This window comes from Clostridium sp. OM05-9 (assembly GCF_003481465.1).
Lineage (GTDB): Bacteria > Bacillota > Clostridia > Lachnospirales > Lachnospiraceae > Coprococcus > Coprococcus ammoniilyticus.
In genome coordinates this window covers 301,693-327,878 of sequence record NZ_QULF01000002.1, presented here as the reverse complement: position 1 = coordinate 327,878, position 26,186 = coordinate 301,693, and the positions used below count along the sequence as shown (strand labels likewise).

Here is a 26,186-nt window from a genome sequence, read left to right as displayed (position 1 = left end):
TTATGAACACAGAACGATTTCATAATATAGAAGATATCATTGGGTATACCTTTCATGATCTGGAACTGCTTGTAACAGCGTTAACACATAAGTCCTATGCAAATGAGCGGAAGATCAATAAAGTAGAATCCTATGAACGATCGGAATTCCTTGGGGATGCAATCCTGGAATTCGTTGTAAGTGAATATCTTTATAAAAATTATCCGGATTACCCGGAAGGAAAATTAACAAAGCTCCGAGCAAGTCTGGTATGTGAATTTACCTTGTCTCAGATATCCAAGGAACTAAAGTTTGGACATTATGTTCTGTTAAGCAGGGGAGAAGATCTGACCGGAGGGAGAAATCGGAACTCGATCATGTGTGATCTGTTTGAGGCAGTTCTCGGTGCAATCTATCTGGATGGCGGCTTAGATGAGGCAAAGAAATTTGTCCACCGTTTTTTACTTGATGATGTTGAGACACATTCACTGTTTTATGATGCCAAGTCAACCTTGCAGGAGCTTGCGCAGAAAGAAGAAAAAACCCTTACTTATGCCTTGTTAGAGGAGAAGGGGCCGGATCATAATAAATCTTATGTATCCGAGGTGTGCATTAACGGGGAGCATGTTGCAACAGGTGAAGGAGCATCCAGAAAGGCTTCGGAGCAGACGGCAGCATATAATGCACTGTTACAAATAAAGAAAAAGCAGGGTTAATATATGTATTTAAAAAGTATTGAAGTAAACGGCTTCAAATCATTTGCAAATAAAATCGTATTCAAATTCAATCATGGAATAACCTGTATCGTTGGACCGAATGGTTCGGGAAAGAGTAACGTAGCGGATGCTGTCCGCTGGGTACTTGGTGAACAGAGTGCAAAGAGTCTCCGAGGCTCTAAGATGGAGGATGTAATCTTCTCCGGTACACAGCTTCGTAAGCCACAGGGTTCTGCTTATGTAGCGATCACGTTAGATAACAGTGATCATCATCTGCCGATTGATTATAATGAAGTAACGGTTGCCAGACGTGTGTATCGTTCGGGAGAAAGTGAATATCTTATTAATGGCACAGTCAGTCGTTTAAAGGATGTAAATTCGCTGTTCTTTGATACCGGTATCGGTAAAGAGGGATATTCCATTATCGGACAGGGTCAGATTGAGAAGATCTTAAATGGTAAACCGGAGGAACGACGGGAACTGTTCGATGAAGCGGCAGGAATCGTAAAATTTAAAAAGAACAAAGCGGCAGCCGAGAAATCATTAGAAGCAGAGCGTGACAATCTAAGTCGTGTCAATGATATTTTATATGAGTTGGAAAAGCAGGTCGGTCCATTACAGAAGCAGTCAGAAACAGCGAGAAAATATCTGTTGTTTAAGGACGAACTGAAGAAACTGGATATCAATGCTTTTTTCCTTGAAATGGAGCATTTAAAAGAGATTCTTGATAAAGATACAGAGAATCGGGAAATCTTAAATAATGATCTCACGCAGAATAAAGAAGAACTGGAGCATACAAAGGAAGAATATGAGCGTATCGAGCAGGCGTTAGAGGAGATCAATCAGGCAATCGATGCATCCAAGAATCAGGTGCATGAGCTCCGGTTAAAAAATGAACGTTTGGAAGGTGAGATCAACGTTATCAACCAGCAGATCTTGAACTCCCGACAGAATGATAAGAATATACAGGAACAGATCGACAGGATCAGCCGTCAGCGGGAAACTGATCGGAAAGAGATGGAGAATTATCAAGGACAAAAGGATGCCCTTGGAGATCAGGTTTCAACCATTTCCGGTTCTCTGGATACTGCAAAAGGAGAAAGCAGCCGCTTGGATGCCTATATCCATGAATGTCAGGATAAGATCGAAGAATGTAAATCCGACATCATCGAATATATCCATGAGAGTGGAAATCTTCAGGCGAAGGTCGGAAGATATGATGCGATGCTTGAGAACATCAACTTCCGTAAGACCCAGTTAAATCAGAGATATCTGCAATTTAAAAGTGATGATAATAACGACCGGAAGGAACATGATGAGTTACAGGCAAAGCTATCTGTATTGGATCAGAATGTATCCGGCATTATCAAGGAACTCGAAACTGCAGAAAAGGATCTGGAAGAAAATCAGAGCAGAAATAAAGTCAATCGTGAGCGGATACATAATACAAACGAAGAATTATCAGCGACCAGATCCAAGATGGAAGCACTCCGGAATATTACAGAACGCTATGATGGCTATGGCAACAGCATCCGTCGTGTTATGGAGCAGAAAAAGAACAATCCGGGCATTATTGGAGTTGTTGCTGATATAATCGATGTAGATAAGAAGTATGAGGTTGCTGTCGAGACGGCACTTGGCGGAAGCATTCAGAATATTGTTACGGAGGATGACAGCACGGCAAAGAAGATCATTCAGTTCTTAAAACAGAACAAATATGGTCGTGCAACTTTTCTTCCGTTAAATACGATCACAGACCGTGGACAGGTTCGAAATGAAGTTCTGTCAGAACAGGGGGTGATCGGTATCGCTTCTTCTCTGGTAAAGGCAGATGCAAAATTTGATCGACTCGTTAAGAATCTGCTTGGCAGGATCGTGGTTGTAGATAACATCGACCATGCACTTGCAGTTGCGAGAAAATACAATCAGTCTCTGAGACTGGTTACGATCGAAGGTGAACTGATCAATCCGGGCGGATCAATGACAGGTGGTGCTTTCCGTAATTCCAGTAATCTTCTTGGACGAAAGAGAGAATTGGATGAGATCAGGGAAAAGATCGATGAGTTAAATCTGATCGCAAAGGATGCAGCCGGACTGGATGAAGAATTAAAAACGTCAAGAGATGCACTCCGCGCGCAGATTGAGAGCTTAAACACAAGGCTTCAGCAGGCATATCTTGAGAAGAATACGTTGTCTTTAAATATGGAGCAGGTAGCATCCAAGCTTGCAGAGTCTGAGAAAGCATTTGCATCGATCCAGAAAGAAATCAATGAGTTGAACAGTCAGATAGCGGAGATTAATACAAATAAAGATCAGCTTGCTGATAATAATAAGAAGCATGAAGCTGCCAAGGTTCAGTGTGAAGAAATGATCAAGGAACTGGAAGCCAAGGCTATCGAAGCACAGAGCAAGCTTGCAGCGGCAAATACGAAGGTATCTGAATTACTGATCGAATATAACTCAGTAAAACAGAAGGATGACTTTATTCAGGAGAATATAAGACGTATCCGTCTGGATGATGAGAAATTACAGGAAGAACTGGCATCCTATATAACACAGGTACAGGCGACAGGCACAGATATCACGAAGTTAGAAGAACAGGCAGAGGCGATCCGTAAGACGATCGAGAAAGATTCCGATGAAGTATCTGATCAGGAAGAACAGCTTGCAGCATATCATAAAGAACGGGATGATATGACAGCCAGTCATAAAGAATTCTTTGCGATCCGGGAAGAATTATCCGAGAAGATCGCAGGTCTGGAAAAGGCAGTATTCAAGCTTGATTCAGCGATTGAGAAGAATACGGAGAAGTCGGATGAGCTGTCAAATTATATGTGGGCAGAATATGAATTGACATTAAATATGGCGGCAGAGTTCCGGGATGAGGAATTAAACGATCTTTCATCCTTAAAGAAAGAGATCACCGCAGTAAAAGCAAAGATCAAATCACTTGGTGATGTCAATGTCAATGCGATCGAGGACTATAAAGAAGTATCAGAACGATATGAGTTTTTAAAGGGACAGCATGATGATATCGTTCTTGCAGAGAAGAATCTGTTAGATGTGATCGAGAAATTGAATGTATCCATGCAGGAACAGTTCAATACGAAGTTCAAAGAGATCCAGGTTATGTTCGACAAGGTCTTTAAAGAGCTGTTCGGTGGTGGACGAGGTGCACTGGAACTGGTCGATGATACCAATCTTTTAGAGACCGGTATCCGTATCATTGCACAGCCGCCGGGAAAGAAATTACAGAACATGATGCAGCTTTCCGGTGGTGAAAAGTCACTGACAGCGATTGCACTGTTATTTGCGATCCAGAGTCTGAAACCATCACCATTCTGTTTGCTGGACGAGATCGAAGCAGCACTGGATGATTCAAATGTAAGACGATTTGCACAGTATCTGAACCGATTGACAAAGGACACACAGTTTATTGTCATTTCACATAGAAAGGGAACCATGGAAGCAGCCGATATCCTGTATGGTATTACGATGCAGGAAAAGGGTGTATCCACTCTGGTATCCGTAAATCTGATCGAGAACGATCTGGACAAATAAGGAGGTACAAGCTATGGCTGAGGAAAAAAAGGGATTTTTCAAACGATTAAAAGAAGGACTCAGTAAGACAAGAAATAGTATCGTAGACAGTTTTTCTTCCGTGTTCGGAGCATCCCATATTGATGATGATTTTTATGAAGAACTGGAAGAGACATTCATCATGGCTGATATGGGATATGAGACAACGGAAAAGGTGATCGAAAACCTGAAAGAACGTGTCAAGGAGGCCAGGATCAAAGAACCTGCGGCATGCAAGGAACTGATCATCAATATCATAAGAGATCAGATGATGGTGGATGAAAGTGCATATGATTTTGAAAAGAAAAAATCAGTTATACTTGTGATCGGTGTAAATGGTGTCGGTAAGACAACTACGATCGGTAAGCTGGCAGCCCAGTATAAGAAGAGCGGTAAAAAGGTTCTGATCGCAGCCGCTGATACATTCCGTGCAGCCGCGATCGATCAGTTAAAGACCTGGGCGGATCGTGCAGGTGTAGAGATGATCTCTCATAATGAGGGCGCAGATCCTGCGGCAGTTGTATACGATGCGGTATCTGCTGCAAAGGCAAGAAATACCGATATTTTATTGATCGATACAGCCGGAAGACTTCATAATAAAAAGAACCTGATGGATGAGCTGGCTAAGATGCGCCGCATCATTTCCAGAGATTATCCGGATGCAAATGTAGAATCCTTGATCGTGTTAGATGGAACGACCGGACAGAATGCATTAGAGCAGGCAAGACAGTTCAGCAATGTAACGGAGATTGATGGTATCGTGATCACAAAGCTAGACGGTACAGCCAAGGGTGGTATCGCGATTGCAATTCAGGCAGAATTGAATGTTCCGGTTAAATTTATCGGAATCGGTGAGAAGATTGACGACTTACAGCGTTTTGATCCGTCCGCATATGTGGAAGCACTGTTCTCAGGCTTTGACGAAGACCGAAGCGAGCTTGACATTCTTATGGATGAAGCTGATCTATAATTATGAAAATCGTGCAGTTTATTCTAGTAACTGTTAGAAAATAAAAAAGTAATGACAATGGTGGATAATAACTGTCTGAATATGAAATACAGAAAAAGGAGACTGACAATGGCAGAAGAACTTACATTAGAAAAATTTGAAGAGGCATATAATATAATTAAAAAAGTTGTTTTACCAACAAAGCTGGTAGAGAGCGAATATTACAGCAACCTGACAGGAAATAAAGTATTTTTTAAACCGGAAAATATGCAGCTTACCGGAGCGTATAAGATCCGTGGAGCATATTATAAGATCAGTACACTGACAGACGAAGAAAGACAGAAAGGTCTGATCACTGCATCGGCCGGAAATCATGCACAGGGTGTTGCATATGCAGCAAAAGCATATGGGGTAAAAGCAACGATCGTTATGCCATCGTCAACTCCTCTGATCAAAGTAAACCGCACCAAATCATATGGTGCAGAGGTTATCTTATATGGAGATGTATACGACGAATCCTGCGCATATGCATTAGAGCTTGCAGAAGATAAGGGTTATACCTTTATTCATCCATTCGATGATCTGGATGTTGCAACCGGACAGGGCTCTGTCGCAATGGAAATCATCAAGGAGCTTCCGTTTGTAGATTATATTCTTGTTCCGATCGGTGGTGGCGGACTGGCTACCGGTGTATCTACACTGGCCAAGATGATGAATCCGAATATCAAAGTGATCGGTGTAGAACCCGCAGGCGCAAATTGTATGCAGGTTTCTTTGAAGAATAAGAAAGTAACGACACTTCCAATGGTAGACACGATCGCAGATGGTACAGCAGTTAAGACTCCGGGATCAAAGATCTTCCCATACATTCAGAAGAATCTGGACGGTATCATCACAGTAGAAGACAATGAACTGATCGTCTGCTTCCTTGATATGTTGGAAAATCATAAGATGCTGGTTGAAAATTCCGGTCTGCTTACTGTTGCAGCCTTAAAGCATCTGAATGTGAAGGGACAGAAGGTTGTCAGCATCTTAAGTGGCGGTAATATGGATATGATCACATTTGCATCCTTAGTACAGCACGGACTGATTGCCAGAAGCCGTATCTTCACAGTTTCAACCTTGCTTCCGGATAAGCCGGGCGCATTGATGAATATTTCCAAGATTATTGCAGATTTACAGGGAAATATCATCAAACTGGAGCATAACCAGTTTGTATCGATCAACCGTAATTCGGCAGTTGAACTTGTGATCACACTGGAAGCATTTGGTCCGGAACATAAGCAGCTGATCATTAATACGCTCGCAGAACATGGTTACAGACCAAAGGAAAAAATGACAACAGGAATTTATAATTAATGATAAATGTAACTGTAAACGGAACAGAACAGATCAAATGTAATAAAGGAGATAATCTGTATCAGGTACTGACTGCGGCAGGATATGTCTTCGCAGGAAACTGCGGCATGAAAGGACGCTGTAACCGGTGTCTGGTATGGAATCAGGATACTGGCAGTTTTGTAAAAAGCTGCCAGTACATTGTAGATAGGGATATCTCGATACGGCTGGAGGAAGAACAGCTTACCGGTATTACAGGGCATAAGATGAATCTGCCAACCGAACAGAGAAAGAAGTCTGTTACTTCCGCATATGGCATTGCCATTGACATCGGTACGACTACGATCGGTATGGAGCTTGTGGATCTGAATGAGAAAGCAGTTAAATGCTCATTCAGTACGCTTAACTCACAGATCGCGACAGGTGCTGATGTCGTAGCGAGGATTCAAGCGGCAGATACAAAGGAAGGTCTTAAGCATCTGCGGTCACTTTTGTTTTCGGATATTCAAAAGGGTGTTGACCATATGCTTATAAATACGCCGGAAGCTGTAGATCATATCCGCAGATATGTTCTGGCAGGAAATGCAACGATGCTTTCGATCGCAGAAGGGCTTACGACAGAGAATCTGTTTGGATATCCGTTTACACTTAAGAATTCGGATATCCGGGTGATAGAACAGAATGACTTTATCGTTTCTCCATCTTTTGAGAATGCGGCTTCGGATGTTATCTGTCTGCCGAATATTGCTGCATTTTCCGGCGCAGATATTGCAGCAGGCGCAGTTGCCGCAGAGATTGATCGGGATTTCTCATATCGTATGCTGATTGATCTTGGAACAAACGGGGAGATCATTCTCTGTAATAAGGAATACGGAGTGGCGACCTCTGCTGCCTGTGGTTCAGCGTTTGAAGGATGTTTTCGTACAGCAAATGTATTCGGTTCGAATATATTTGACATGCTGGCATTATTGTTAAAACGGGGACAGATGGATGCGGAAGGAGTGCTTGCGGAACCGTATTTTGAATCCGGTATCTCGATGGGAAGCAACATGAAGATTGACATGGAGACGATTCGGGCATTTCAGCTTGGAAAATCAGCAATTCTTTCAGGAATCATGATGCTTGTAAGAGAGATCGGTATTGAGCTTTCCGATATTGCTGAAGTCTGTATTGCAGGAGGCTTTGGATTCCATCTAAATTTGACAAATGCAGTAACACTGGGACTATTCCCGCAGAGCTTTCAGGGGAAAATGAAGGTTCTTGGCAATACTTCACTTGAGGGCGCATATTTGTCCTTGATTGAACCGGGTTTTATTGATACAATAAACAGGTTTAAAGAGAAGATCCGGTATGTGGATCTGAGTAATCGTTCGGATTTTAATACAATATATATCGAGCATCTGCCGTTTCGGATATATTAGACCGGAATAAGTATGAAAGATAGAGTAAGCTGATATTCTGGAAGCTTTTTCATACATTTTGGAGATGCAGAGTTGAGGCGTAGAATATGGAATTACTGAGTATTGCCAGTGGTAGCAGTGGAAATTGCTATTATGTAGGCAACGAAGAGACACATCTGCTTGTAGATGCAGGCGTAAGTGGTAAGAAAATTGAAACAGCATTAAATGAGATCGACCGGAAACCGTCAGATTTGGATGGAATTCTTGTAACACATGAGCATATTGATCATGTAAAAGGACTTGGTGTTATGGCGAGAAAGCATGGCATACCGATCTATACAACAGGGGGAACGATCTCTGAGATTAAGAAAATGTCGTCCGTTGGAACGATTGATGACAGCTTGTTTCATGAGATCGAACCGGATGAACCATTCATTATTAACAATCTGTCGATCGATGCATCAGCGATCTGGCACGATGCCGCTGATCCGGTATGTTACAGTATCAGTGACGGAAAAAGTAAATTTTCCATTGCAACGGATATGGGGAATTTTGATGACTATGTTGTAAATAAATTAAAGAATTCCGATATCATGGTGATCGAAGCAAATCATGATATACGGATGCTTCAGGCGGGACCATATCCATATTATCTGAAGCAGCGTATTCTGGGAAACCGCGGACATCTGTCCAACGAGCGTTCCGGACAGTTAATAAAAGCATTGTTAAACAGTCATATCAAAGCAATCCTGCTTGGTCACCTGAGTAAGGAAAATAATTTTGAAGAACTGGCATATGAGACGGTAAAGCTTGAGCTTTCAGATAATGAATATGCATCGGATGTCAGGGAATTCGGTCTTGAGGTAGCGAGACGCGATCGGCCCGGTGCTTTGCTCACAGCCGGAAATTAATGATAATGAATTGTTCATCAATTATAAAAATACTATTTGAAGAAGATTCTTTTGCATATCAAAAGAATTTATTATAAAACCAAATAAATGGTGATATATAGGAGGATACATACATCATGAAAAAAAGAATTATTACAGTAGTTGGTAAAGACAGCATCGGAATCACAGCAAAGGTCTGTGTATACCTTGCAGAGAACAGTGTCAATATCCTTGATATTGCACAGACAATTGTAGGCGGGTACTTCAATATGATGATGGTCGTTGATATACAGGAATCTTCAAAGTCAACAGAAATTATCGCAAATGAACTGAAAGAGATCGGCGATGAGATTGGTGTACAGATTAAGGTACAGCATGAGAAAATCTTTGAAACCATGCACAGAATCTAAGATTTAGAATAGAAAAAGGCGAAAAGAGGTCACACTATGATTAGTATAAATGAAGTAATTGAAACCAATGCCATGATCAGCAAGATGAATCTGGATGTCAGAACGATCACAATGGGTATCAGCCTGTTAGACTGCGTTGGTGCGGATGTAGGAGAAACCTGTGAGAAGATCTACACCAAGATCACAACAAAGGCAAAGGATCTTGTATTTATCGGAAATGATATCGGAAGAAAATATGGTATTCCGATCGTAAATAAAAGAATCTCAATCACACCAATCGCATTGATCGGAAGTTCTGTTTGTAAGTCAACAGATGATTATGTAACGATCGCAAAGACATTGGATAAGGCTGCAGATGCCGTAGGCGTAAACTTTATCGGTGGTTATTCCGCTCTTGTATGTAAGGGCATGACTCCATCCGATGAACTTCTGATCCGTTCCATTCCGGAAGCACTTGCATGTACCGGTAAGGTATGCAGCTCTGTAAATGTCGGTTCTACAAAGACAGGTATCGATATGGATGCTGTAAAACTGATCGGTGAAATGGTAAAAGAGACAGCAGAGCTTACAAAAGAGGAAGATTCCCTTGGATGCTGCAAGTTCGTAGTATTCTGTAATGCACCGGATGATAACCCGTTTATGGCTGGTGCATTCCATGGCGTTACAGAGGGCGATTGCGTTATCAATGTCGGCGTCAGCGGTCCCGGTGTTGTTAAGAGTGCATTGGAAGAAGTTCGTGGTGAGAATTTTGAGGTTCTCTGTGAAACGATCAAGAAGACAGCATTTAAGGTTACAAGAGTTGGACAGCTTGTTGCAAAGGAAGCATCCGAACGTCTCGGTGTTCCGTTTGGTATCGTAGATTTGTCACTTGCACCTACACCCGCAATCGGAGACAGTGTTGGTGAGATTCTTGAGGAGATTGGTCTGGAATATGCCGGTGCTCCGGGAACTACAGCAGCACTTGCTTTATTAAATGATCAGGTAAAGAAGGGCGGTGTTATGGCTTCTTCTTATGTTGGTGGTTTAAGTGGTGCATTTATCCCTGTCAGTGAAGATCAGCGTATGATCGATGCGGTATCAGCAGGTGCACTTTCTCTTGAAAAATTAGAGGCAATGACCTGTGTATGTTCTGTTGGACTTGATATGATCGCAATTCCCGGTGATACATCAGCAGCTACCATTTCCGGTATCATTGCAGATGAGATGGCACTCGGTATGATCAATCAGAAGACAACGGCTGTACGTCTGATCCCTGTTATCGGCAAGGGCGTTGGTGATCAGGCTGAATTTGGTGGACTGCTTGGCTATGCACCGATCATGCCGGTCAACCGGTTTTCATGTGAAAAATTTATCAACCGTGGAGGCAGAATCCCTGCACCTATCCACAGTTTCAAGAACTAATATAAATAACGGAGAATAAAATGAGAAAGCTTGCATTATCAGATGAGATTTTAATGAGTATCGAAAAACCTGCCAGATATATCGGAGGGGAATATAACAGTGTCATGAAGGACAAGGAACAGGTCGATGTCAGATTTTGCATGTGTTTCCCGGATGTGTATGAGATCGGAATGTCCCATCTCGGCATCCAGATTTTATATGACATGTTCAACCGGAGAGAAGATACCTGGTGTGAACGTGTTTATTCTCCGTGGCCGGATCTGCATAAGGTTATGAAAGAACAGCACATTCCGTTATTTGCCCTAGAGTCTCAAGATCCTTTAAAAGAGTTTGATTTTCTTGGCATCACTCTTCAGTACGAAATGTGTTATACGAATATCTTGCAGGTGCTTGATCTGGCTGAGATTCCGATCTGGTCGAAAGACCGGAAAAAAGGGGATCCGATTGTGATCGCAGGTGGTCCCTGTTCTTACAATCCGGAACCGATCGCTGATTTCTTTGATATTTTCTATATCGGAGAGGGCGAAACAGTGTATGGTGATCTGATCGAATTATATAAGATCTATAAACATTCCGATATGACAAGAGAAGAATTCCTGATCAAGGTGTCACAGATTCCGGGGCTTTATGTGCCGGCTCTTTATGATGTCACTTATCATGAGGATGGAACGATCGCATCCTTTGGACCGAAATATGAAGGTGTTCCAAAGACGATTCTGAAACAGGTGGTTACGGATATGTCATCCGCTGTCTATCCGGAGAAGCCGGTTGTCTCTTATATGAAGGTTACACAGGACCGTGTTGTATTGGAGATCATGCGTGGCTGTATCCGTGGATGCCGATTCTGTCAGGCGGGTATGATCTATCGTCCGACCAGACCGAAGGATGTAAACGTACTGAAGCATTATGCGGAGGCTATGTTAGACAATACCGGTCAGGAGGAGATTACCTTCAGTTCGCTTAGTTCCAGTGATTATCAGTCACTTCCTGAGCTTACGGACTGCTTGATCGAGAAGATGGACAACAATCATGTCAATATCTCCCTTCCATCCCTCAGAATCGATGCATTTTCCCTTGATGTTATGCAGAAGATTCAAGATATCAAGAAGAATTCCCTGACATTTGCACCGGAAGCCGGAACACAGCGATTAAGAAATGTTATAAATAAAGGTCTGACAAAAGAGAATATATTAAACGGTTCGTTACAGGCGTTCCTTGGCGGCTGGAATAAGGTCAAGCTGTACTTTATGATGGGACTTCCGACAGAGACTTATGATGATATTACAGGTATTGCAGACCTCTCAGAGGAGATCAGTGAACTGTATTTTGCAAATATACCAAAAGAGAAACGGGATGGTCGTGTCATGGTATCGGCTTCCGCATCTTATTTCGTACCAAAGCCATTTACACCATTCCAGTGGGCGCCGATGATAACACCGGAGGAATTCCAGAAGCGTGCGTATTTTGTTAAAGATAAATTCCGTGAAGCAAAGAACCACAAGAGTCTGAAATTCGCATACCATGAAGCGGATATCACCATCTTAGAAGGTTTGCTTGCCAGAGGTGACCGTAAGCTCTGTCAGGTAATCTATGATGTCTATCAGTCCGGACAGATTTTTGATGCGTGGACGGAATATTTTGATAAATCAAACTGGGACAATGCGCTTGAAAAGAATCATATTGATATCGGCTTCTATACCTATCGTGACAGATGTGTAGATGAGATCCTCCCGTGGGATTTCATAGATATCGGAGTGACAAGAAAGTTTATGGAAAAGGAATGGGAGCGCGCACAGGCAGAGGTCGTTACACCAAACTGCCGGATGAAGTGTTCCGGCTGCGGCGCAGCGAAGTTTGGAGGAGGTGTTTGTTTTGAAAATAAGAATTAAATACTCCAAACTTGGAAATCTGAAATTTATCGGTCATCTGGATGTCATGCGTTATTTCCAGAAGGAGATCCGCCGGGCAAAGCTGGATATCAGTTATTCCAAAGGTTATTCTCCACACCAGATCATTTCATTTGCAGCACCGCTTGCACTTGGGATTACATCGGATGGTGAATATTTTGATGCAGAATTTAATTCTGTGACAACTTCGGCTGAGATGATCGAAGCTTTAAATGCGGTATCCGTTGATGAGATACATGTTACGAAATGTGTGCAGATCCCGGAGAATGCAAAGAATGCTATGTCGATCGTTGCTGCATCGGATTATGAGATCACATTCCGGGAGCAGAATGATCTCAGTGAAAAACTGCTTGCTTCCGTTGAAGAGTTGAATAAACAGGACGAGATCATTGTATTAAAGAAAACAAAAAAGAGTGAAAAAGAAGAAAATATCCGTCCGGGTATTTTAAAGCTGGAACGGAGAGGTGACAGTATCTACATGCTGTTACAGACCGGAAGTGTCTATAATCTGAAACCGGAATTAGTGGTAAAGGCATTATATGACCTTTGCGGTGAGACCTATGATTTCTTCCGGATCTATATTCACCGACTGGAAACGTATTATGACAAAGACGGCTCGTTACAGCCGCTTTATATGGCAGGTGAAGAATTCTGATGAATAAGCTTGTAATAACAAATTATGAAGATCATATACTGGAAGCTCTTTATTCGGATGGAAAGCTGTCAGATCTGATGTTATTTGATCGACAATCCATCTTATCGAATATCTATGTCGGCAAGGTGGAAAATATCGTGTCCAATATAGACGCAGCCTTTGTCGATATCGGTACAGGGCTTCCGTGCTATTATAGTATCACTGATAATAAACATATATTTTTAAATGCAAAAAAAGATTCTGTGTTAAAAGCCGGAGACGAGATTCTCATACAGGTAAGCAAGGATGCAATCAAGACAAAGAATCCGGTCGCTACGTCGGAAATTGAATTGAAGACAGAAAATCTTCTTGTGAATACATCAGGCAGGATTGGTATATCCGGGAAGATCCGAAAGAAAGAGACAAGAGATCATCTGCACCAACTGGCGAAGAGAGTATTGCCGGATGGATTTGGCTGTATCTTACGAACTGTCTGTCAGGAGCTGCCGGATAAAGTTATATTGTCGAATTTAAACGAACTATCTGAAAAATTAGAACAGATCATACAGACAGCAAAGACCAGAACCTGTTATTCCTGTCTGTATAAGAATGATGCGGAATATCTCGATTATTTTATATTAAAGCATAATGCAGGGCTTCAAGAGATCGTAACGGATCAGAAGGCGGTATTTGATGAATTCGAGACCTATCTGTCAGAGAAACAGATTACGGATGTGAAGCTTACCATGTATAATGATAAGAACTGTAATCTGCTGACTTTATATAATCTGCCAAGAGATCTGGAAAATCTGAAAAAGGAACGGGTCTGGATGAAGTCGGGCGCATATCTGGTGATTGAACAGACAGAAGCGATGGTCGTGATCGATGTAAATACCGGTAAATCGGTCGATAAACATTCTTTTGAGGAACATCTGCTCCGTATCAATTCTGAAGCGGCAGTCGAGGTATGCAGACAGTTAAGACTGCGGAATCTGTCGGGGATCATCGTAGTTGATTTTATAAATATGAAGCAATCGGGCTCAATGGATATTATAAAAGATATCCTTGAACAGGAGCTGGCAAAGGATTCTGTTCCGGCAGCATTTGTGGATGTTACTAAGCTTTCTCTGGTAGAATTGACCCGAAAAAAAATTCGCAAATCGTTGAAAGAACAGTTGACAAAATAAAACCAAAATGGTAGAGTGTACTAGTGTGCCGCACAGTGAGGTATAAGTTCGCATATTTTTATGCGACACCACAACTGGCGAGTTTGATTAAGGAGGTAAACCCTATGTACGCAATTATAGCAACAGGCGGTAAGCAGTACAAGGTAGCTGAAGGAGATGTAATCAGAGTTGAGAAGCTTGGAGCAGAAGCTGGCAGCGAAGTAACATTTGACGACGTTATTTTAGTAAGTACTGATTCAGACGTTAAATGTGGTGATGCAGTTGCAAACGCAACCGTTACAGCATCTGTAATTGGTGATGGCAAGGCTAAGAAGGTAGTTGTTTACAAGTACAAGAGAAAGACTGGCTATCATAAGAAGAATGGTCACAGACAGGCTTATACACAGGTTGAGATCAAGTCAATCAACGCATAATCTGTTATGATAAAGGTAACCATTTATAAAAACGCTAATTCAGACACAATGGGATTTTATGTATCCGGTCATGCAGGATATGCAGATTCAGGATCTGATATCGTATGCAGTGCTGTATCGGCACTTGCGATCACGGTTGTGAATTCTGTTGAACGCTTTTGTGAGGAAGCATTTCATGTAGACAGCGATCAGAAAAACGGAGATATGAAGTTTCTGTTTGATGAACAGCCGGGACATGATGCCTTACTGATCATGGGAGTGTTTGAGACAGGTATTACGGATATCAGTGAATCCTATAGTGATTTTGTTTGTATAACCTTTAAGGAGGTGTAATTGAAATGATGAAGATGGAACTTCAGTTTTTTGCTCATAAAAAAGGTGTGGGTTCTACTAAGAATGGCAGAGATTCCGAGTCTAAGAGATTAGGAGCTAAGCGCGCTGACGGTCAGTTCGTTAAGGCTGGAAACATCCTTTACAGACAGCGTGGAACAAAGATTCATCCAGGTCTTAACGTTGGTATCGGCGGAGATGATACATTATTCGCTACTGCTGATGGTATCGTTAGATTTGAGAGAAAGGGTAGAGATAAGAAGCAGGTTTCTATTTACCCTGTAGTAAATGAGTAATATTACTTAGTTTATGCATGTTATTAGCCGGAGTAAATATAGTTTATTCCGGCTTTTTCTTTACATACGGATGTATGTATAAAGGAGGAAAGCAATGTTTGCAGACAGAGCCAGAATATTTATCAGAGCAGGAAAAGGCGGAGACGGACATGTATCCTTCCGTCGTGAGAAATACGTGCCGGACGGAGGTCCGGATGGCGGAGATGGCGGCAAAGGTGGAGACGTGATCTTTGTAGTAGATGAAGGTTTGAACACCCTGACTGATTTCAGACATATAACAAAGTACAGAGCACAGGATGGCGAACCGGGCGGTAAGAGAAACTGTCATGGCGCAAATGGTGCAGATGTTGTATTAAAAGTTCCGCCAGGAACTGTCATTAAGGATTCTGAGACAGGAAAAGTGATCCTTGATATGGCAGATAAGAAAGAACCGGTCGTACTGTTAAAGGGTGGACGAGGTGGACGAGGTAACCGTAATTATGTTACGTCAACCATGCAGGCTCCAAAGTACGCACAGCCGGGACAGCCGGCAAAAGAATTGATCGTCGATCTGGAACTTAAGTGTATCGCAGATGTCGGTCTTGTTGGTTTCCCAAGCGTAGGTAAATCAACCTTCCTTGCAAGAGTTACAAATGCAAGACCAAAGATTGCAGAATATCATTTTACGACACTGACACCAAATCTTGGTGTTGTAGATCTCGGAGAGCATAATGGATTTGTTATCGCGGATATTCCGGGAATCATCGAAGGCGCAGCAGAGGGTGTCGGACTTGGTCTGGAATTCCTGCGTCATATCGAACGTACAAAGGTGATCATCCACATTGTTGACGCAGCTTCGATCGATGGCAGAGATCCGGTCAATGATGTAAAGATCATTAATGAAGAATTGAAAAAATACAACAAGGATATCGAAAGCCGTCCAACGGTTATAGCGGCAAATAAGATCGATGCCTTAGATGAGATCGGTTACGAGACTGTGATCGAGATGTTAAAGGAAGAATTCGAAAAAGACGGTGTGAAGATATTCCCAATCTCAGCAGTATCCGGTAAGGGTATTTCCGAGCTTTTATGGTATGTCAACGACCTTGTAAAGAATGCACCGGATGATGTAGTCGAATTCGAACCGGAGGTTGATCTCGATTTCCATGATAATCCGGATCTTCCTTTTGAGGTCAGCTACAATGAAGAAGATGACGTATATGTGATCGAGGGACCTCGTATTGAACGTATGCTTGGATATACGAATCTGGAATCAGAAAAAGGATTTGAGTTCTTCCAGAAATTCTTAAAGACAAACGGTATCTTAGACCAGCTGGAAGCGCTTGGAATCGGCGAAGGCGATACCGTTCGTATGTATGGACTGGAATTTGATTATTATAAATAAAGATAAATGTGATAACAAACCGGCAGGTGATTCTGCCGGTTACAGGATATAAGTTAGGAGTATACTATGACAAGTAAGCAGAGAGCATATTTAAAAGGACTGGCAATGAATATCGATCCGATCTTAAACATCGGCAAGAGTTCCCTGACACCGGAATTTACACAGTCTGTAAATGAAGCGTTAGAGGCCAGAGAGCTGGTTAAGATCTCAGTATTAAAGAATTGTCTGGATGATCCGAGAGAAATGGCTGCCATGATCGCAGAACGTACCAAATCAGAAGTCGTTCAGGTCATCGGCCGTAAGATCGTATTCTATCGTCCATCCAAAGAGCATAAGAAAATCGAGCTTCCAAAATAATATGAAAGATCAGAACATGAAGATTGGTATTTTAGGCGGCAGCTTTAATCCGGTTCATAACGGCCATCTGGAGCTTGCAAAACAGGCTCTGGCGCAGTTTGCACTGGATCAGATCTGGCTGATGCCGAATCATATCCCGGCATACAAGAAGTGGGACAGATCGGTTACAAATGAAGACAGACTCCATATGGTAGAGCTTGCAGTAAAGGATCATGACAGACTTCGTTGTTCGGATCTGGAATTACAGCGTGGCGGAGTTACCTATACCGTTGATACACTGGCACAGCTACATGAACAGTATCCGGATACGGAATGGTATTTCATCATGGGTGGGGATTCGATCCTTGCATTTGACAGCTGGAGAGAACCGGACAGGATTCTTTCTCTCTCTAAATTGATCGTTACAACGAGAGATCAGATCCAGGCGGAAGATATCGAGGCTAAGATCCGGCATTTAAAGAAACTATATGCAGATGCGGATATCAGACAGATGCAGATCCATCCGGTTGATGTGTCATCGTCCGGCATCCGGGAAGCCATTAAAAACGGACAGGATATATCAGGAGCCGTACCAATGGCAGTATACCGCTATATTAAGGAATATGGGCTATATCAGACGGATGAAAACCTTGATCAAAACCTTGATCAACAGACAAATAATTGACGCAGATTGGTAAAACAGTATAATATAGCTCAGAAACAATTTACAGGAGAAGGGGCAGAACAATGAACAGACAGGAAATGAGAGAGAAACTTCAGAAGAAACTGACAGATCGAAGATTTGAGCATTCGTTAGGGGTAGAATATGTATCAGGCTGTCTGGCTATGGTACATGGTGTAAATGTAGAAAAAGCACTGACTGCAGGACTATTACATGATTGTGCAAAGTGCCTTTCACCGGAAGAAAAGATCGAGCGTTGTACGAAGAATAATCTTCCGATCAGCGAATGTGAATATAATAATCCGGAACTCTTACATGCCAAGCTTGGGGCATTCTACGCAAGAGAAAAGTACGATGTAAAGGATCCGGATATCCTGTCTGCAATCGCATGTCATACCACCGGAAAACCGGCAATGAATATGCTTGAGAAGATCCTGTTTGTTGCAGACTATATCGAGCCGAACCGGAAACCATTAAAGGAGATCGAGGAGATCCGGAAGGAAGCATTTACCGATATTGACAAATGCATCGTTCATATACTGAAAAATACTTTATCGTATCTTGAGACCACAACGGATGATACTGATCCGATGTCAATCGATACTTATAATTATTATGTTGCTCATCAATCGGTAGCGGATAAGCTGAAAGAAGACGATATTTAAACAGGCAACAATAAATAAACGGATGGGGTACAATATTAAAATCAATATACAGAGCAGGAGGAGCGTCATATATGAATACAGCACAGGAAATGGCAGCAATTGTTTATAAAGCCCTGGATGATAAAAAAGCCTTTGATATTAAGATACTTGATATTAAAAAGATCTCTGCTGTAGCTGATTATTTTGTTATTGCAGACGGAACAAACAAGAATCAGGTACAGGCGATGTGCGACAGTGTGGAAGAAGAAATGCACAAAGCCGGATATTCTTTAAAAAGTGTGGAAGGATATTCACAGGGAGGATGGATTTTGTTAGATTATTATGATATAATTGTTCATATCTTTTCGGATGAGGCACGCAGATTCTATGATATCGAACGCATCTGGAATGATGCAGCCGATGTAACAAAGGATTTACTTTCATAGATATGTTTTTGGGGTAGGTATGAACGATAACAGATTATTAAAAGACAATTATATAAAGATCAATCATATAGCAGCGAAGTGTATGCGTTTTTTTGTTGCACTGATAGTTGCGTTATGGGCATTTGCATTTTTCAGCAGAGAATGTAACCTTGTAGTGGTTACGATATGTATGGTTCTCTGCTGTATTTTTTCGCTTATTCCAACACTTGTTATTGACTTTTTCAAGCATGACAGGAATGAGGCAATCAAATATGTAGTCATATGTATCGCAGTTTTTAACTGTATGATATTGAGCTCTGTATTTTCCCATATGGCACTGGTTGTCTGGATCTTCCCGATCCTGCTGACATCGTTATATTATAATAAGACGCTGGTCGTATTTACTGCGCTGATGTCTACTGTCGGTGTTATCCTTGCAGATTTTATCAATCTTACATACTGTGATTTCATGGTTGCGCCGATTTATCTGGACTATACAGACAGCATGGTCTTATCGGTATTTCCATGTGTGATCACGATTCTGATCCTGTCACTCGTTGCATATTTCATTGTATCCAGGAACTCTACGATGCTGAATTCCGTAATTGATAACGCAGAAGAAGTAAAGAGCAATCAGAAAGAGCTGATATTTGCATTTGCTGAATTATCCGAGAGTAAATCCAAATATACAGGAGAACACATCAAACGTGTAGCAGATTACATGCGGGTGCTCGGAAAGGCATCCGGTTTTGATGATGATTACGTTGATAAGCTGTCAACGGCTGCCATGATGCATGACATCGGAAAGCTTATGATCAGTGAGGAGATCCTGGATAAGCCCGGTAAACTGACAGATGAAGAATTTGCGATCATGAAAAGTCATGTTCTCTATGGTGATGCACTTCTGGAGCATTGTCCGGGTGAGATCATGCAGATTGCAAGAACGATTGCAAAGGAGCATCATGAACGCTGGGACGGAACAGGATATCTAGGTATGAAGGGTGAGGAGATTGCCTATATCAGCCGTTTAATGGCGGTATGTGACGTTTTCGATGCACTTACCTCTGAACGGTACTACAAGCGCGGATGGTCCGTAGAAGAGACGTATAATGAGATCGTAAGCCTGTCCGGAAAGCATTTTGATCCACAGGTTGTAGAGCTGTTCAAGCAGAACTTTGACGCATTCAAGGAGATCGCAGAGAGACAGCCGGATAAACAGGTATATTAATTAAAGATGATATAATAAAATGCACCTCTTAATTGATATTCCTCTTGTCGAGTAGACAGGTGGAATATCAGTTTGTCAGGTATTTGTTATGCCTGATATCGTTTGAGGTGCATTTTTATAAAAAATTTGAACAAATTAAGTATGATTAGATAAAATTGCGGAACAGACCTATCACACGGCCTAGGATCTCGCAATGTTCGACAAGGATCGGATCCATATAATCATTTTCCGGCTGTAACCGGATATAACCATTTTCTTTATAAAATGTCTTAACTGTTGCAGAATCCTCGATCAATGCAACGACGATTTCGCCATTTCTGGCAGAAGAGCACTGCTCAACAATTACAAGATCCTTTTCATAAATACCTACATTGATCATACTGTCACCCTTTACACGAAGCATAAAGGTCTGGTTATTCGTATTATGAATATATTCCGGTGGAACAGGGAAATAGTCTTCGATGTTCTGTTCAGCAAGGATAGGCTGACCACAAGAAACCGTTCCAACGATAGGGATGTTTACCAGTTCCCGTTTGGTAAGTGAAAAATCATCGTCTATGATCTCAATTGAGCGGGACTTTGTCAGATCCCTTCTGATATAGCCCTTTGCCTCTAATGATGATAACTGAGCATGTACAGAAGAAGTAGACTTCAGATCAACAGCCTGACAGATTTCTCTGATTGATGGCGGATACCCCTTTGCAAGAATCTCATGACGTATATATTCAAGGATCTGCGTTTGCTTATCCGTGAGCTTTTCTTTACCCATATGTAAATCCTCCTAAATGTATTTAAAAACTTATATAAATAATAGTAGCACACAATTGTTTGTTTTGCAAACAAATGTTCTTTTTCTTGTGTGTGTTTTTTTCCCCATCCATATTGGTATTATAAAGGAGTGATCGGGATATGACGAATGTATTTTCGAGTAATCCATACAAATGTTCGAAAATATATTGACAAATGAACAACTGTTCGATATAATTTATTCAAACATTTGTTCAGAAGATTATATTATATATAGAATTGAGTTTTAAGGAGGAAAAGAACATGAAGAACGTAGTAAGATTTATCAGTACAAAGAAGATTTTCATTATAGCAGGTATTATTCTGGTTACAGTATTGTATATCCTTATATCACATAAGGATTCACCGGCAACCAGCGCATCGAACGCAAGTAAGAAATATTATAAATGTATCACCATAGAAGAAGGAGATACCCTTTGGGACATCGCAAATGAATACAAGACGGAAGAGTATGCTTCCACACAGGATTATATCGATGAAGTGCTTGCGATGAATAATCTGAATACAGATGTCATCGTAGATGGAACTAATTTACTGATTCCATATTATAAAGTAAATGATTACGAATAAATAATAAAAAGTATCTGTTATGCAATGTTATATTGACTGTCTGTTTGAATTAAGATTTACCATATAACATAAAAACAGATACTTTTTATTTTTAAAAACAGGAGTATATATATAATCATAAAACAAGTATAGAATACAGAATAAATTCTATACTTAAATCCGATTATCTGGCATCTTTATTGTAAAGTCTTGGATTGTCAATCTTTACAGGCCAGCCATCCAGAGTTCCTCGTTCAATAGCGGAAAAAATCCGTTGTTTGCAACCGGGAGTTTCCTTTTCCAGCTCCGCCAGTGCCTGTTTTGCATATTCACGTTTCGTATATCCATCGGCAGGACATGGACTTTTAATCACAGGAAGCTGCATATCATTTTTAAAAGAGATAATTTCACCTTCGTTTATATACATAAGAGGGCGAATAACCATCAATTTGCTTTTATCCAGATATGTTTTTGGTGAGAAAGTATGGATTCTGCCTTCGAATAATAAGGACATTAAAAAGGTTTCAATAAAATCATCCTTATGATGCGCATAAGCGATCTTATTACATCTGAGATCATTTAGTTTCTGATTTAATGCACCTTTTCGCATTTTCGCGCATAGAGAACATGGATTTTTCTCTTTACGGATATTAAATACTATATCATATATTTCTGTATCTACAATATAATAAGGAACATAAAGTTCTTTGCATAATTGTTCGATCTTTGTAGTATCAAAATTATCAAAACCGAGATTAACTGTAATAGCGATCAGATCAAATTTTTTTGGATAGAATCGTCGTAATTCAGCCAGAGCATAGAGTAAAGTCAGGCTGTCCTTACCACCAGAAATTCCAACTGCAATTTTATCACCATTATCGATCATTTCATATGAATCGATGGCACGTCTAGTATAACTTAATAACTTTTGTAAATTCATATAATTACCTCAAAATGATAAGATTTGTTTCATAACCGTGTATATTATACTTATAAATGAAATTTGTTTCAAGGAGATATCTATACAATTCTTCGAAAGACAATCTTAACAACATATGAAGGAAATTCTACAAGAATAAAACGGATTTTTGTTTGACATGAAATAAAGAATTGCATTTGGAGTCAGAGTGTGATATAACTAATTTAACAGGCATAACTATTCGCTAAACTCAGGTTTTACGAAAAGTTGTGTCGGAATAATAGGAAGGTAAATCTATTATGGCAAATGAATATACAAATGACATCAATATAAAAAATACAATTTCACTAAGAGATATTCTTGCAGAGCTTCCTTCATATGTCAAGGTTGTCTTTCGAGGAATTGAAAATAAGGCTTCATCCAGAACGCGACTTGGTTATGCCATCGACATAAAGACATTTTATAACTTTTTATGCAGCGAATGTCCACAGTTTCGTGGACGTAAGCCGATCGATATCACCTTGGATGATATTTCAAGGCTTGAGGCTGAAGACATCGAGGAATATCTGGAATATTTGAAATATTATGAAAAAAACGGAAAGATCTATACGAACGGTGAACAGGCAATTAAACGTAAATTATCGGCTTTACGTGTATTCTATGCATATCTCTATAAAAATAACCGTATAAGTTCAAATCCGGCTGAAAAAGTAGATATGCCAAAGATTCATGGAAAAACAATAACCAGATTAGACATAAATGAGATTGCGGATTTTTTAGATGCTGTTGAATATGGTGATCATTTAACCGAGCACCAACAGGCATATCATGCAAAAACAAAGGTTCGTGATCTTGCAATTCTAACCCTTATGCTGGGAACCGGCATAAGGGTATCGGAATGCGTCGGCATCGATCTGAATGATGTGGATTTTAATAATGGTCGAGTGAAGGTAACCAGAAAAGGCGGTTATGAATCTTATGTCTATTTCGGTGATGAAGTTACAGATGCTTTAACGGATTATTTTGAGGAACGCAAACATATAGAGCCTGTATCCGGACATGAAAATGCTCTATTCTTATCCAGTCAGAGAAAACGAATGTCTGTTCGTTCTGTTGAAATGTTGGTGAAGAAATATTCTGAAGGTGTTATCCCTATGAAGCATATCACTCCACATAAATTAAGAAGTACCTATGGTACAGAATTATACAGGGAAACCGGTGATATCTATCTGGTTGCTGATGTCCTTGGACACAGTGATGTAAATACGACAAGAAAACATTATGCAGATATGGATGAGGACAGACGACGAAGTGCAAGAAATCGTGTTCAGTTGCGGGAAAAACGCGACAATTAAAAAATGCGCTGAGTTTTTCTCAGCACATTTTTCATTATGTAAAATCATTTGTCATTTATCCGAGTCATAAAGTATTATCAAGAATACCTGTATGAATGGTTATTAATTATATGTATTATATATTGCATTAATATTTGGTAACGGCATCGTATAACATATCTACACAATTATCAATTCCAAACTGGCTGGAATTCAGGCAGATATCGTAGCCTTTCATCTCGCCCCAACGCTTGGATGTGTAATAGTTGTAGTAAGATGCACGCGACTTATCTTCTTTACGGATCAGATCCTTAGCTTTCGCATCAGTCAGTTCATATTTCTGCGCAATACGTTTTATACGATCATCGATATCTGCATATATAAATGCATTTACAATATTGGAATAATCTCTTAAAGCATAATCGGCACAACGACCTACAAATACGCAGGAACCATCTTTTTCCGCAATAGATTTGATCGTGTCAAATGCAGCCAGGAATACCTTATGATTCAGTGGTAGCTCGCCGGATGTTCCGAATCCCAATGAATACGGATCCATTACCAATGTATAGAGAAAACTGTTTGTTGGTTTCTCGTCAAAATTCTCAAATAATTCTTCGCAGATGCCACTATCTCTTGCCGCGATCTTTAAAAGTTCCTTATCATAAAATGGAATACCAAGCTTTTCAGCAAGTTTCTGTCCGACTTCTCTTCCGCCACTTCCGAACTGTCGTCCTATTGTAATGATTTTGTTGCAAGCCATAATAAAAGCCCCCTTTGCAAGTATGATTTTAATTTGCTATAAAGAATAAACAACTGTTTTCTGTATAAAAACTATAAATTTGTTTACTTTTTATAGTAAAAATTATAACATTTCCACAAAAAAATGTAAATCAAAAAATTCGTTTTATATTAATTTTAATATAAAACGAATTTTAAAGCTCCAGTTGTTTTAACAGTTTCTGGAAATACTCAGGGAGTTCACTTGAAAATTCCACATATTCTTTTGTAGACGGATGAATAAAACCAAGTACACCGGCATGAAGTGTCTGCCCCTGCAGGTGATATGGCTGATTTTTAGGTCCATATACGGCATCTCCTAAAAGCGGATGCTTGATATGTGCCATATGGACACGGATCTGATGTGTCCGTCCGGTTTCCAACTGACATTCGATCAGACAGAAATTGTTTTTCAGTTTTTTCAGAACTTTATAATGGGTGACTGCATGTCTGCCATTCTTATAATTAACCGCCATTTTTTTACGGTCGGTTGGATGTCTTCCAATCGGAAGATCTACCATACCTTCATCTTCTGTAAAATAATTATAGCAGATCGCATAGTATTTTCTTGTAATCGAATGAACGGCAAGCTGCTCCGACAGAAAATTATGTGCAGCATCATTTTTGCAGACAACAAGAAGCCCGGTTGTGTCCATATCAATCCGATGCACGATACCGGGACGAAGTTCTCCGTTAATGCCAGATAAAGAATCCTTGAAATGATACATCAGACCATTTACCAGTGTTCCGGAATAATGTCCGGGAGCCGGGTGAACGACCATGCCCTTTGGTTTGTTTACAATGATGATATCATCATCTTCATATACGATATCAAGCGGAATATCTTCCGGTTCAATTTCTACAGGTAAAATATCCGGGATCGTAATATCTATTTTGTCACCAGACGCGATTTTCAAGCTTGGTTTTGCCTTTTTATCATTTACCAGTACATTTCCATCATCTAACAGTTTTTTCAGAAATGAGCGCGAATAATCGTCAAAGTAATCGGCTAAACTTTTATCAACCCGTTTGCCTTTCCAGTTTTCATCTGCTTCAATATTATAAGTTTCCATATATTATTCCTGCTCTGAATCTTTCTTTGACTTTCCAAATAGATCGTCCAGTTCATTATCCTTGTATTTGAACAGGATAAAAACCAACAGGATGATCATACTACAGGTTACATAGATATCTGCAACATTAAAGACCGGAAAATTGATCAGACGGAAATCAAACATATCTATTACATAACCAAGACGGATACGATCGATCATATTTCCGACAGCTCCGGAAAAAACAAAAATAAATAAAATCCGAAGATCTTTGTACCTATTCATCTTTAACATCCGAACATAAAAATATACAAGAAATGCCAGAACAAGAATGGTTATTGCCAGTAGAAAATAACGCTTTCCCTGCAAGCTGCCCCATGCAGCTCCTTTATTTTGAATATATGTAATATGAAAAACCTGTTTGATAACAGGTATTGTGTCATATAAAGCCATATGACTTGTGATCAGAAATTTCACAATCTGATCCAGTCCGATCAAAAGAAGTATACTTATACATGCAAGAATACTGTTTTTTTTCATTATCGTTACCTTTCTGGAGTATATCTTTTATTAGCAATTCCCTGTCCGACATTCATTCAGACAGGGAATTAAAGAAA

General features: G+C 40.4%; 27 protein-coding genes. 22 read left to right on the top strand and 5 right to left on the bottom strand.

Features of this window, described 5'->3' with window-relative positions; all coding sequences use genetic code 11:
- Positions 1-2 precede the first annotated feature (2 nt).
- The 20 genes from rnc (at position 3) to DXB77_RS04485 (ending at position 20,128) form a co-directional block, all read left to right on the top strand.
- A complete protein-coding gene (rnc, locus tag DXB77_RS04580) occupies positions 3-695 on the top strand; it encodes a ribonuclease III (RefSeq protein WP_021943904.1) in 693 nt (230 codons plus the stop codon).
- 3 nt (positions 696-698) lie between these two features.
- Positions 699-4,256: a chromosome segregation protein SMC gene (gene smc, locus DXB77_RS04575; RefSeq protein WP_117822622.1), complete on the top strand. Its 3,558-nt coding sequence runs from the start codon at positions 699-701 to the stop codon at positions 4,254-4,256.
- Positions 4,257-4,269: 13 nt separating this feature from the next.
- On the top strand, positions 4,270-5,244 hold the full coding sequence (ftsY, locus tag DXB77_RS04570) for a signal recognition particle-docking protein FtsY (RefSeq protein WP_021943902.1): 975 nt from the start codon (positions 4,270-4,272) through the stop codon (positions 5,242-5,244).
- 108 nt (positions 5,245-5,352) lie between these two features.
- Positions 5,353-6,582 carry a threonine ammonia-lyase gene (gene ilvA / locus DXB77_RS04565; protein WP_021943901.1) on the top strand — a complete coding sequence of 410 codons (1,230 nt, stop codon included), beginning with the start codon at positions 5,353-5,355 and terminating at the stop codon, positions 6,580-6,582.
- Positions 6,582-7,982: an ASKHA domain-containing protein gene (locus DXB77_RS04560; RefSeq protein WP_118484006.1), complete on the top strand. Its 1,401-nt coding sequence runs from the start codon at positions 6,582-6,584 to the stop codon at positions 7,980-7,982. Before ilvA ends, DXB77_RS04560 begins: the two co-directional genes overlap by 1 nt.
- Before the next feature lie 86 nt (positions 7,983-8,068).
- Entirely contained in the window at positions 8,069-8,872 is an 804-nt protein-coding gene (locus tag DXB77_RS04555) for an MBL fold metallo-hydrolase (RefSeq protein WP_118484004.1), read from the top strand.
- Between the two features lie 116 nt (positions 8,873-8,988).
- Entirely contained in the window at positions 8,989-9,261 is a 273-nt protein-coding gene (locus tag DXB77_RS04550) for an ACT domain-containing protein (protein WP_008400881.1), read from the top strand.
- Between the two features lie 36 nt (positions 9,262-9,297).
- The gene (locus DXB77_RS04545) at positions 9,298-10,662 is read left to right on the top strand and encodes a PFL family protein (protein WP_008400880.1); all 1,365 of its coding nucleotides are present in this window, start codon (positions 9,298-9,300) and stop codon (positions 10,660-10,662) included.
- 20 nt (positions 10,663-10,682) lie between these two features.
- Positions 10,683-12,551, top strand: a complete 1,869-nt coding sequence (locus DXB77_RS04540) for a TIGR03960 family B12-binding radical SAM protein (protein ID WP_118484002.1) — start codon at positions 10,683-10,685, stop codon at positions 12,549-12,551.
- Positions 12,526-13,224, top strand: a complete 699-nt coding sequence (locus tag DXB77_RS04535; protein ID WP_118484000.1) for a TIGR03936 family radical SAM-associated protein — start codon at positions 12,526-12,528, stop codon at positions 13,222-13,224. The genes DXB77_RS04540 and DXB77_RS04535 overlap by 26 nt, the downstream gene beginning before the upstream one ends.
- Positions 13,224-14,390 carry a ribonuclease E/G gene (locus DXB77_RS04530; protein WP_118662728.1) on the top strand — a complete coding sequence of 389 codons (1,167 nt, stop codon included), beginning with the start codon at positions 13,224-13,226 and terminating at the stop codon, positions 14,388-14,390. Before DXB77_RS04535 ends, DXB77_RS04530 begins: the two co-directional genes overlap by 1 nt.
- Positions 14,391-14,494: 104 nt before the next feature.
- On the top strand, positions 14,495-14,803 hold the full coding sequence (gene rplU / locus DXB77_RS04525; RefSeq protein ID WP_008400876.1) for a 50S ribosomal protein L21: 309 nt from the start codon (positions 14,495-14,497) through the stop codon (positions 14,801-14,803).
- Positions 14,804-14,809: 6 nt separating this feature from the next.
- The gene (locus DXB77_RS04520; protein WP_117807548.1) at positions 14,810-15,136 is read left to right on the top strand and encodes a ribosomal-processing cysteine protease Prp; all 327 of its coding nucleotides are present in this window, start codon (positions 14,810-14,812) and stop codon (positions 15,134-15,136) included.
- A gap of 5 nt (positions 15,137-15,141) precedes the next feature.
- Positions 15,142-15,429 carry a 50S ribosomal protein L27 gene (gene rpmA, locus DXB77_RS04515; protein ID WP_004850948.1) on the top strand — a complete coding sequence of 96 codons (288 nt, stop codon included), beginning with the start codon at positions 15,142-15,144 and terminating at the stop codon, positions 15,427-15,429.
- 94 nt (positions 15,430-15,523) lie between these two features.
- A complete protein-coding gene (gene obgE / locus DXB77_RS04510; protein ID WP_117784837.1) occupies positions 15,524-16,813 on the top strand; it encodes a GTPase ObgE in 1,290 nt (429 codons plus the stop codon).
- A 66-nt stretch (positions 16,814-16,879) separates the two neighbouring features.
- On the top strand, positions 16,880-17,170 hold the full coding sequence (yhbY, locus tag DXB77_RS04505; RefSeq protein WP_008400872.1) for a ribosome assembly RNA-binding protein YhbY: 291 nt from the start codon (positions 16,880-16,882) through the stop codon (positions 17,168-17,170).
- A 16-nt stretch (positions 17,171-17,186) separates the two neighbouring features.
- Positions 17,187-17,834 (top strand): nicotinate-nucleotide adenylyltransferase, encoded by a 648-nt coding sequence (gene nadD, locus DXB77_RS04500; protein WP_182427477.1) that lies wholly within the window; start codon positions 17,187-17,189, stop codon positions 17,832-17,834.
- A 62-nt stretch (positions 17,835-17,896) separates the two neighbouring features.
- Positions 17,897-18,496, top strand: a complete 600-nt coding sequence (yqeK, locus tag DXB77_RS04495) for a bis(5'-nucleosyl)-tetraphosphatase (symmetrical) YqeK (RefSeq protein WP_021943890.1) — start codon at positions 17,897-17,899, stop codon at positions 18,494-18,496.
- 71 nt (positions 18,497-18,567) lie between these two features.
- Entirely contained in the window at positions 18,568-18,921 is a 354-nt protein-coding gene (rsfS, locus tag DXB77_RS04490) for a ribosome silencing factor (protein WP_021943889.1), read from the top strand.
- 19 nt (positions 18,922-18,940) lie between these two features.
- Complete coding sequence (locus tag DXB77_RS04485) at positions 18,941-20,128, top strand: HD-GYP domain-containing protein (RefSeq protein ID WP_021943888.1); 1,188 nt, start codon at positions 18,941-18,943, stop codon at positions 20,126-20,128.
- 145 nt (positions 20,129-20,273) lie between these two features.
- Here DXB77_RS04485 and lexA read toward each other — a convergent pair whose 3' ends face one another.
- A complete protein-coding gene (lexA, locus tag DXB77_RS04480) occupies positions 20,274-20,897 on the bottom strand; it encodes a transcriptional repressor LexA (protein ID WP_008400862.1) in 624 nt (207 codons plus the stop codon).
- Positions 20,898-21,178: 281 nt separating this feature from the next.
- Between lexA and DXB77_RS04475 the strand changes: the two genes are divergently transcribed.
- On the top strand, positions 21,179-21,505 hold the full coding sequence (locus tag DXB77_RS04475; protein ID WP_117822627.1) for a LysM peptidoglycan-binding domain-containing protein: 327 nt from the start codon (positions 21,179-21,181) through the stop codon (positions 21,503-21,505).
- A 163-nt stretch (positions 21,506-21,668) separates the two neighbouring features.
- Here the strand turns inward: DXB77_RS04475 and DXB77_RS04470 are convergent, their stop codons facing one another.
- Entirely contained in the window at positions 21,669-22,424 is a 756-nt protein-coding gene (locus tag DXB77_RS04470; protein WP_118483994.1) for an ATP-binding protein, read from the bottom strand.
- Positions 22,425-22,702: 278 nt separating this feature from the next.
- Between DXB77_RS04470 and DXB77_RS04465 the strand changes: the two genes are divergently transcribed.
- Complete coding sequence (locus tag DXB77_RS04465; RefSeq protein ID WP_021943876.1) at positions 22,703-23,758, top strand: tyrosine-type recombinase/integrase; 1,056 nt, start codon at positions 22,703-22,705, stop codon at positions 23,756-23,758.
- Positions 23,759-23,885: 127 nt separating this feature from the next.
- On the opposite strand, the gene DXB77_RS04460 is transcribed toward DXB77_RS04465, so the two are convergent.
- The 3 genes from DXB77_RS04460 to lspA all read right to left on the bottom strand — a co-directional run bounded on the left by DXB77_RS04460 (position 23,886) and on the right by lspA (position 26,109).
- Positions 23,886-24,500, bottom strand: a complete 615-nt coding sequence (locus DXB77_RS04460; RefSeq protein WP_021943875.1) for a cytidylate kinase-like family protein — start codon at positions 24,498-24,500, stop codon at positions 23,886-23,888.
- Positions 24,501-24,672: 172 nt separating this feature from the next.
- A complete protein-coding gene (locus DXB77_RS04455; RefSeq protein WP_117822628.1) occupies positions 24,673-25,590 on the bottom strand; it encodes an RluA family pseudouridine synthase in 918 nt (305 codons plus the stop codon).
- 3 nt (positions 25,591-25,593) lie between these two features.
- Positions 25,594-26,109 carry a signal peptidase II gene (gene lspA, locus DXB77_RS04450; protein ID WP_118483992.1) on the bottom strand — a complete coding sequence of 172 codons (516 nt, stop codon included), beginning with the start codon at positions 26,107-26,109 and terminating at the stop codon, positions 25,594-25,596.
- Positions 26,110-26,186: the final 77 nt, after the last annotated feature.